This is a genomic window from Deinococcus depolymerans (assembly GCF_039522025.1).
Taxonomy (GTDB): domain Bacteria; phylum Deinococcota; class Deinococci; order Deinococcales; family Deinococcaceae; genus Deinococcus; species Deinococcus depolymerans.
Genome location: NZ_BAAADB010000029.1, coordinates 407,634 through 413,633, shown reverse-complemented (window position 1 = coordinate 413,633; position 6,000 = coordinate 407,634). Strand labels below are relative to the sequence as shown.

The following is a 6,000-nucleotide window of genomic DNA, read 5'->3' as shown; positions in this document are numbered from 1 at the left end:
ACCTCCAGCGCACACCGGCGATGGCGATTGGGCTGACCGATCGCGTTTGGACGCTGCGAGCGTGGCTGTCACGGCCTCAAGGCGTTCCCTGTCGGGCATAGTTCCAGCCAACTACCCACACGCTGGAGGGTAGCGTGAATTCAAAAGCAACTTGCTTAAGACCGATTCCAGTTGCAGCAGGGGCATTATGTGCCAGCCACCCATCCTGCCCGACGTAGTAGGTGTGGGCTTCGCTGACGGTGAGGTTGAACATCTCGCGCGTCTGCTGCACGGTGGTGACGTTGGCGACCAATCCGGTGGTGCCGTCGGCCTGCTTGATGGTATCCCCGATCTTGAGATGCCCCGCGCCCACCCAGTTCCGGCTCAGGTCGCTGTGGCCTTCCGGCGCGGGCCTGGGCTGGGCATCGGCGGGCTGTGCGACGAAGAAGAGACGCTCGGGGGTCGTCTCGATGAACTCCAGCTTGTTATCCGGGCTCTGACCTGACTGGTGGGTACGATGGACTGCCGTCCAGTGCCGCTCCGGGGAACAACGGGATGTTCCTGCCGTTCCCGGTCGTGCGTGTCGGGTGGCGGGAGCCTCTCGTTCCGGTCAGCGGCGCACGCGTCGGACCGCCTGCCGCAGGCGGGTCAGGGTGTCCGGGGTGGGGTGCGGGGCGTAGCGGGCGGCGTGGTAGGCGTTCAGGACGTCCTGAAGGGCGGCGTGCAGGTGCGGGTGTTGCGTGGCGGCGCGGGTCATGTACGCGGTGGGGGTTTCGCCGGGGGCGCGGGGCAGGTGCAGGCGGACGCTCAGGTCGTGCAGGGCGCGGCTGGCGGGGTCGGTGGGGCGGGCGCGGCGGCGGGCGAGCAGCAGGGCGGGGAGCAGGGTGAGGGCGATCAGGGTGGGGAGCAGCAGCAGGTACGGGGTGCTGCCCACGCCGCTCAGTCCGGCGCGGGTGAGCAGGTCGCTCTGGCGGCCTCCGTCGTAGTCGACGACGAGGTCGTTCCAGCGGTTCTGGATGGCGTCCAGGCGCAGTTGCAGGCGTTTGAGGGTGCCGGGTGCGGCGGGGGCGGCGGCCTGCGGGCGGGTCAGGGCGGTGTTCAGGCCGGCGCTGACGCGGGCGGGCGCGACGACGGCGGTGGGGTCCACGCGGACCCAGCCCTGGCCGGGCAGCCAGATTTCCGTCCAGGCGTGGGCGTCCTGCTGGCGCACGATCAGGTACGGGCCGTTCTGCTCGCCGCCCTGGTAGCCGCCGACGACGCGGGCGCTGAGGCCGGCGGCGCGCATGAGGACCGCGAAGGCGCTGGCGTAGTGTTCGCAGAAGCCCTGGCGGGAGCTGAACAGGAAGGCGTCCACGCGGTCCTGTTCGGGCAGCAGTGGTGGGGTCAGGGTGTACGTGAAGCCCCCGGTGCGCAGCAGCTCCAGGCCCGCCTGCACGCGCGCCTGGGGGCTCAGGTTGCGCCAGCGGGCGGCCAGGGCGACCGCGCGGGGGTTCTGTCCGGCGGGGAGTTGCAGGTCGAAGGCCAGTCGGTCCGGGTCCTCCTGCACGCCCAGGCGGGCGGCGCGGCTCTGGAGTTCCACGCGGCGGCGGGTGGTGACGGGTCGGGGGGTGACGGCCTGGAAGGCGGTGGTCAGGAACGCGCCGTCCGGGACGCTCAGGGGCACGTCGAGGGCCAGCAGCCAGGGGTTGCCGCTGGGTTCCAGGGTCAGGGTGTAGTTCAGGGGTGGGCCGGTCACGTCCACGCTGGGCGTTCCGCCGGGCACGCGGACCTGCCGCCAGGTGCGGCCGTCGTACTCCTCGTAGACGGGGCCGCGCCAGTAGCGTTCCTCGGGGCGGGGCAGCGCGCCCTGGAAGTCGGCGCGGAAGGCGACGGCGCTGTTCTGCGCGAGGTTCGAGTACTCGCCGGCGCTGATCTCGTTGCTCAGGCCGGTGGTGGCCTGCCCCCGCACCGGCAGTTGCCACAGCGGCCCGGCCGGGCGGGGGAACAGCACGAACAGCACCAGTGCCAGTGGCGCGGCCAGGATCAGCAGGTGGCCGGCACGCAGGAGGGAGTCCCGCAGCGGGAAGGTCAGCGTGGCCGGGCGGGCCGGTTCAGCCATCTCCGGGCCGGCGGAGTCACGGGGGGCCGGGGCGATCCAGGCGGGCGCGGCGGCCAGCAGGAACGCGGCACTGAGCAGGGTGTGCAGCGCTGCGAGCGGCCCCTGGCTGTAGAAGTAGTGCGTGCTGGTCATGAACAGGCCCAGCAGGATCAGGATGCGTCCGTCGCGGGGCGAGCGGCTCTCGGCGGTTTTCAGGGCGATCAGCAGGCCCAGGAAGGCCGTTCCGGCGTCGCGGCCCAGCAGGGTGCCCTGCGTGGCGATCAGCGCGGCGGCCCCGCCGACGGCCAGCAGCGCCAGCAGCCACACGGGCAGCGGGGTCAGGGTCCGGCCGGGGCGCGGTTGCACGCGGGCCAGGGCGTGCGCCAGCAGCAGCGCAACCGGCAGCGTGATCCACACGGGTTGCCGCAGCGCGCCGGGCGCCAGCGTGACCGCCAGGGCCAGCAGGGTGGGGGGCGTGGCCTGCGTGACCAGCGTGGCGGCGTGCGACACCAGCCGCGCCGCGCCCCTGGCGGGGACGGGCGCGGCGGGCAGGGGGTCCACGGTCGCCAGGGCGTTCAGCGTGGCGTGCAGGTGCGCCTCGCCGCTGGCGGCCTTCAGGTGCGTGGCGGGCAGGGTCAGCGCGAACGGCGTGCCCAGCGCCGAGAGGTGCTGCGCCCAGGCGCTCAGGCGGGAGGCGCGGGCCTCGGGGTCGCCGGGGGCGTCCTGCCAGTGCAGGTCGGTGGCGTGTCCGCGCGCGGCGTCGGTCTCGCGGGTCAGGAGTTGCCCGGTGCGGGCCACGTGCCGCCACGACACCTGCCGGGGCGAGTCGCCCGGCTGGTAGGGGCGCAGGCCCGCGAATTCCTCGTCACCGGGGCCGCGCAGGCCCTCGCCGCCCACGCCGGGCGCCGCGCGGACGGGGACCGGCGGGACCGGGCGTTCCGGGGCGGGCCACACCAGCAGCGTCAGCGGGGCGGGCGGGGCGGGCAGCGCCGCGCGCCACAGGCCCAGGCGGTCCAGCGCGGACGCCTGCACACTCAGGGTCAGGGGGCCGCGCACGGCGGTCGGGAACGCCACGTTCATTGCCGCGCCGCCTGCGGGTACGTGCAGCGCCGCACGTAGCTCGCGGCCCTGGGCGTGCAGGCGGATTTCCAGCGTGCCGCTGTCCCCGGACGCCTGGGCCTGCACGGTCAGCGGGGCGTCCTGCCCGGCGTGCGCGGAGCCGGACGGACGGACCGTCAGGGTCAGGCTGCGCGCGGCCCGCATGGCCTGCGCCGCCGTGATCACCCACACGCCGCCCAGCAGGAACGTCAGGCCGTACCCGAGGCTCAGGCCGTAGTTCACGCAGCCGATGAGTGTCAGCAGGATCAGGATCAGGAACGCCAGCCCGAACCCCGTGGGTCGCAGGTGCAGCGCGGCGCTCAGGCGGGAGGCGGGGGCGGGCGCGGTGGTCGCGGGGCGGGTCATCTCAGGGGATGGGCGTGTCGGCCAGCAGCGCCGTGAGGATCGCGCTCACGTTCACGGACGGGTCGCGGGGCGGCAGGCGGTGCGCGGCCAGCGCCGGGAACACGGCCTGCACGTCCTCGGGCAGCACCATGGGCCGCCCGTGCAGGTACGCCCAGGCGCGCGCGGCGGCCAGCAACGCCAGCAGCGCGCGCGGACTCAGGCCCGCCGCCAGCGCGGGGTGCTCGCGGGTGGCGCGGGCCAGCAGTTGCAGGTAATCCAGCAGCGGCGCGGCGGCGTGCACACGGTCCACCCCGGCCTGCATGGCCAGCAGGGCCGGGGCGCTCAGGACGGCGCCCAGATCCCGGACGCTCTGGCTGCGGCCGCCCGTTTCCAGCAGTTGCCGCTCGGCGCGCACGTCCGGGTAGCCCAGCGTGACGGTCATCAGGAAGCGGTCCAGTTGCGCTTCCGGCAGGGGGCTGGTGCCCACGAACGCCGCCGGGTTCTGCGTGGCGATCACGAAGAACGGCTGCGGCAGCGGGCGGGTCACGCCGCCTTCCGAGACCTGCCGTTCCTCCATGGCTTCCAGCAGCGCGCCCTGCGTGCGGGGCGTGGCGCGGTTGATCTCGTCGGCCAGCAGCATCTCGCTGAACACCGGCCCCGGCACGAAGCGGAACGCGGCCGCCGGGGCGTCCCAGACGCTCACGCCGGTCAGGTCGGCGGGCAGCAGGTCCGCCGTGAACTGCACGCGCCGGAACTCCAGGCCGCAGGTGCGGGCCAGCGCCTGCGCCAGCGTGGTCTTGCCCACGCCCGGCTGATCCTCGATCAGCAGGTGCCCGCGTGCCAGCAGGCAGGTCAGCGCGAGCCGCACCTGCCCGCCCTTCCCCAGGATGACGCTGTCCAGTTGCGTCAGGGCCGCCTGCAGGGCCGCCACGTGCCCGTCGGAAGTCGGAATGGTCAGGGCGGTCGTCATGCCGGGTAGCCTAACGGCCCGACTCTGACAGAACTGCGACGGACGCGACGGGATCACGCCGCGTCCATCCGGCTCTTTTCCAGCGGGGTGCGTCTCGGGCGGCGCGGTCCGCCCGGACGGTCAGGTCGGCGGCTCCGGGTTCACCGGTTCCCGCGGTGCCGGACGCACCGGCAACGCCAGCCGGCCCCCCAGCCACGCGCCCGCCACGTCGAACAGCCAGTCCTGCACGCCCGCCTCGCGCGGCGGCACGAACGCCTGATGCACCTCGTCCAGCGCCCCGAACCACGCCGCGATCACCAGCGCCGCGCCGCGCCGCCCGGTCGCGCGGGCCAGCGTGAACGCCAGCGCCAGGTACGCCGTGAAGTGCGCGATCCAGTCCTTCGGGTGTTCCAGCGACGGGCCCGGCGTTTTCGGGGCGCTGCTCAGCCACCAGATGACCGCCATGATCAGCAGCGCCGGCACCCACCACAGCGGCCTGGGGCGAGCGGCGCTCAACCGTGCCCGCCCGCCGGGTGCTCGACCAGTTCGATCAGGGTGCCCGCCCCCCACTTCGGGTGCAGGAACGCCACGCGCGACCCGGCCCGGCCCGGCGTGGGCTCCTCGTTCAGGAAACGCGCGCCGTCCGCGCGCAGGCGGGTCATCTCGGCGTTCAGGTCCGCCACGCGGTACGCCGTGTGATGAAGTCCCGGCCCCTTGCGCGCCAGGAAGGCCGCGATGGGACTGTCCTCCCGCGTGGGCATCAGCAGTTCGATCAGGGTCTCCCCCACCTGGAACGCCCGCACCCGCACGCCCTGCGACGCGACCTCCTCGTCCGGCCCTTCCGGGTGCAGGCCCAGCGCCACGTACGGCGCGGAGCCCGCCTCCAGGTCCGGGGTGGCGATCGCCACGTGATCCAGCAGCAACACAGTCATGCACGCAGGGTAAAGCACGGGCGCGGGCGGCGGGGCGAGCCCACTGACCGCTGATCCCCGTTACTTCGCCTGGGGGCGGGCGCGCAGGTACCAGTGGGCGACAGCGCGCATCACGTCCTTGCCCTCGCCGTCCTGCACGGTCACGTTCACGATCAGGCGGGCCTTACCGTCCGCCGCGAACTCCGCGTGCGCCGCCGCGATCCCCGCCGGGTCGGCCGCCTCGGCCCGCGCGGTCAGGTCGCCCACGGCGCGGTTCACGTAGTGCGTTTCCAGTTTCTCGATCAGGGGGACGGCGCCCGCCAGTTGCGCCGCGAACGCCCCGGCGAACGCCGCGCCACTCACGGCCTCGGCCAGCAGGAACTGCACGCCCGCGTGAATGGTGCCCAGGTGGTTGCGGAACGGCGCGGTGTCCGGCGCCTCCCCGGTCGCCCAGCCGACGCCCACGTCCGTGATCTGCACGCCGACCGTGGCGTTCATGGGAATGTCGTGCAGGGCCTTCTTGACGGCCTGGGCAGCGAAAGCGGGCAGGGTGGCAGCTTGGGTCATGGGTGGAACCTCCGGGGTCGAGCACAGAATTTGAACTGAGTTCAAGTATAAGCGGAGAGCCGGCAGCGCATCAC

General features: G+C 73.7%; 6 protein-coding genes. All 6 read right to left on the bottom strand.

Features of this window, described 5'->3' with window-relative positions; translation table 11 throughout:
* Nucleotides 1-76 precede the first annotated feature (76 nt).
* On the bottom strand, nucleotides 77-352 hold the full coding sequence (locus ABDZ66_RS14585; RefSeq protein ID WP_343760314.1) for a polymorphic toxin-type HINT domain-containing protein: 276 nt from the start codon (nucleotides 350-352) through the stop codon (nucleotides 77-79).
* A 237-nt stretch (nucleotides 353-589) separates the two neighbouring features.
* Nucleotides 590-3,520, bottom strand: coding sequence for a transglutaminaseTgpA domain-containing protein (locus ABDZ66_RS14580; protein ID WP_343760312.1), 2,931 nt, complete (start codon nucleotides 3,518-3,520; stop codon nucleotides 590-592).
* A gap of 1 nt (nucleotide 3,521) precedes the next feature.
* Nucleotides 3,522-4,469 carry an AAA family ATPase gene (locus tag ABDZ66_RS14575; protein ID WP_343760310.1) on the bottom strand — a complete coding sequence of 316 codons (948 nt, stop codon included), beginning with the start codon at nucleotides 4,467-4,469 and terminating at the stop codon, nucleotides 3,522-3,524.
* Between the two features lie 120 nt (nucleotides 4,470-4,589).
* Nucleotides 4,590-4,964 carry a VanZ family protein gene (locus ABDZ66_RS14570; RefSeq protein ID WP_343760308.1) on the bottom strand — a complete coding sequence of 125 codons (375 nt, stop codon included), beginning with the start codon at nucleotides 4,962-4,964 and terminating at the stop codon, nucleotides 4,590-4,592.
* The gene (mce, locus tag ABDZ66_RS14565) at nucleotides 4,961-5,380 is read right to left on the bottom strand and encodes a methylmalonyl-CoA epimerase (RefSeq protein WP_343760306.1); all 420 of its coding nucleotides are present in this window, start codon (nucleotides 5,378-5,380) and stop codon (nucleotides 4,961-4,963) included. The genes ABDZ66_RS14570 and mce overlap by 4 nt, the downstream gene beginning before the upstream one ends.
* Nucleotides 5,381-5,440: 60 nt before the next feature.
* Complete coding sequence (locus tag ABDZ66_RS14560; protein WP_189063296.1) at nucleotides 5,441-5,926, bottom strand: PaaI family thioesterase; 486 nt, start codon at nucleotides 5,924-5,926, stop codon at nucleotides 5,441-5,443.
* Nucleotides 5,927-6,000: the final 74 nt, after the last annotated feature.